This window comes from uncultured Clostridium sp. (assembly GCF_937920395.1).
Lineage (GTDB): Bacteria > Bacillota > Clostridia > Clostridiales > Clostridiaceae > Clostridium_AD.
In genome coordinates, this window is sequence record NZ_CALEVF010000228.1 from 1 (window position 1) to 2,595 (window position 2,595).

Here is a 2,595-nt window from a genome sequence, read left to right on the forward strand (position 1 = left end):
ATGTTTTAAGAGATGCTTTTAAATATCTCTTTGACTTAGAAGAGGAAATGCTTAGCGTAACAGAAAAGATGGCAGATGCATCACCTGAAGAATTAGAAAAATTGTTGGATAGAATGGGTACAATTCAAGATGAACTTGATAATAATGGTTTCTATGGTGTTGATTCTAAGATAGATGAGGTAGCTGCAGGAGTTGGTCTTAAAGATGTTGGTCTTGATAATGATGTTGCAGAGTTAAGTGGTGGACAAAGGACGAAAGTTCTGCTTGCAAAGCTTTTACTAGAAGCACCAGATGTTCTACTTCTTGATGAACCTACCAACTTTTTAGATGAGCAACATGTAGAATGGCTTAAGAGATATCTTCAAAATTATGATAAGGCGTTTATATTAATATCGCATGATGTCGAATTTTTAGATGGTGCAATTAATATAATATATCATGTAGAAAATAAAAAATTAACCAGATACATAGGATCTTATGACGAGTTTTTGAGAGTTCATGAAGCTAAGAAGCTTCAAATGGAATCTGATTATGAAAGGCAACAAAAGGAAATTACTAGACTTGAGGTCTTTGTTGCTAAAAATAAAGCAAGAGCTTCTACTAGTGGAATGGCAAAATCAAGACAAAAGAAATTAGATAAAATAGATAGAATGGAAATTGTACAAGATAAGCCAAAACCACAGTTTAATTTTAAAACTGCAAGAGCTTCAGGAAAAGTAATATTTAAAACTAAAGAATTAGTTACTGGTTATGACACTCCATTATCCAAGCCATTAGATTTGTATATGGAAAGAGGACAAAAGATAGCACTTACTGGTGCTAATGGTGTTGGGAAAACAACATTATTAAAGAGTCTTATGGGCGATATTAAAGCTCTTTCAGGTAAGACAAACCTTGGAGATTATCAATATATAGGATACTATGAACAAGAAATAAAGGGAGTTAATCGAAATAATTGTATTGAAGAATTTTGGCAAGAATTTCCTAGCCTCACTCAGGGTCAGGTAAGATCAGCCCTTGCTAAATGTGGACTTACTACAAAACATATTGAAAGTAAAATTACTGTGCTTAGTGGTGGAGAGCAAGCAAAGGTAAGACTTGCTAAACTACTAAACAGGGAAACTAATATATTAATTTTAGATGAGCCTACCAATCATTTAGATGTAGATGCTAAAGATGAGTTAAAGAGAGCTCTAAAAGAATATAATGGAAGTATACTTCTAGTTTGTCATGAGCCAGAATTTTATCAAGACGTGGTAACGGATGTATGGGATTGCGAAGAGTGGACAACAAAAATAGTATAATTGACGTAAAAAGAGCTAGAATAATTTCTAGCTCTTTTTACGTCAATTATCTAAAACATTTAATCCTAGGTCTAGAATATTTGCAAATAATGATAATGTATTAGAATTCGGAATAACGTTATTTTTAACATCTAATAATTTTCCAAGTCCATAACTCGTGCATATGCTAACAGTTGGAAACTTAATTTCGCTCAGGTTACAAATAATATCAGTTTCATTTAATTTTGTTTTAGTGGTTTTATCAATAGGTTCTAGTATGATATATAATCTTGTAGAAACGTTATATCTTAGAACTATTAAAGTATTACTTATTAATATTTGTTTAGGTTTAGCATTAATATCGTACTTTGAAGTATTTGAAGCTATGTTATTTATAACAAAATAATATATATTTCTTTTGTAGTTTACCTTATCTTTAAATTCTTGTAATCTTTCTAAATTTAAGTCTATATCTACTGAGAGTTCATCATTTTCTAGATCACTGAAGCTTTCTTTTATATAAGCTAATTCCTCTTTACCAGCGAGGCCTTTAGTTAAGATATTCATGCAATTCTCATAAATATCCTGGAATTGGCTAAATGGTAAGGAATATTTTATATTATTTAAAACAAAGTAAACCTTGAATTTAGCAGATTTATTACTATTTTTAAATGAATAATTAACTTCAACTAATAAGAGTTCATTCAGCAGCTCCGTCTCAAGTGTCATTTTCTGAATTCCATTATTAAATTGTAGCATGTAATTCTCATTAGTAGATAAGTCTTGTGTGTGTTGATTTATTATATATGTACCTTTAAAGCCGGCTGCTGTAATTTCACCAACTCTAAGTGAACTTTTTATTGGTAGTTTCTTTAAATTTATATATGGTCTATTTATACTTAGGTTATTTTTAGATATTATTCTCATAGTAAACTCCTTTAGTTCTAACAAGAGTGTTAGTCTTATGCATAAATTATAACATAAGTAGCATTCTAAAAATAATAAACTTAAGTAATGATATAAAGAGTGTGATTGAAAATTTGTTGATTGGATATAATAGTACAGTGATAGTATTATTAAATTCTATATATAGGAGGTATAAATATTATGGGAGAAAAAGAAGATCATTCTTGTTCAAGTCAACAAGAAAAAGAGAAAAAAGAAAATAATATAACTACTAAAAATGATAAGAAAAAACATAAATAAAATTAAATGTATATAGTTTTCAAGGGTGTCTATCTAAAAGATATACACCCTTATTTTTAGTGTGCCCGGCATGGGCGTTTACTCGTCGGTGAAAGTCCGATACGGG

Annotated in this window: 2 protein-coding genes; one reads left to right on the forward strand and one right to left on the reverse strand. The window is 29.9% G+C overall.

Annotated elements, in window-relative coordinates; all coding sequences use genetic code 11:
- A partial coding sequence (locus Q0649_RS14710) for an ABC-F family ATP-binding cassette domain-containing protein (RefSeq protein ID WP_298843606.1) occupies window positions 1–1,304 on the forward strand: 1,304 nt, incomplete at its 5' end.
- A gap of 42 nt (window positions 1,305–1,346) precedes the next feature.
- Here the strand turns inward: Q0649_RS14710 and Q0649_RS14715 are convergent.
- Entirely contained in the window at window positions 1,347–2,210 is an 864-nt protein-coding gene (locus tag Q0649_RS14715; RefSeq protein ID WP_298843609.1) for a hypothetical protein, read from the reverse strand.
- Window positions 2,211–2,595: the final 385 nt, after the last annotated feature.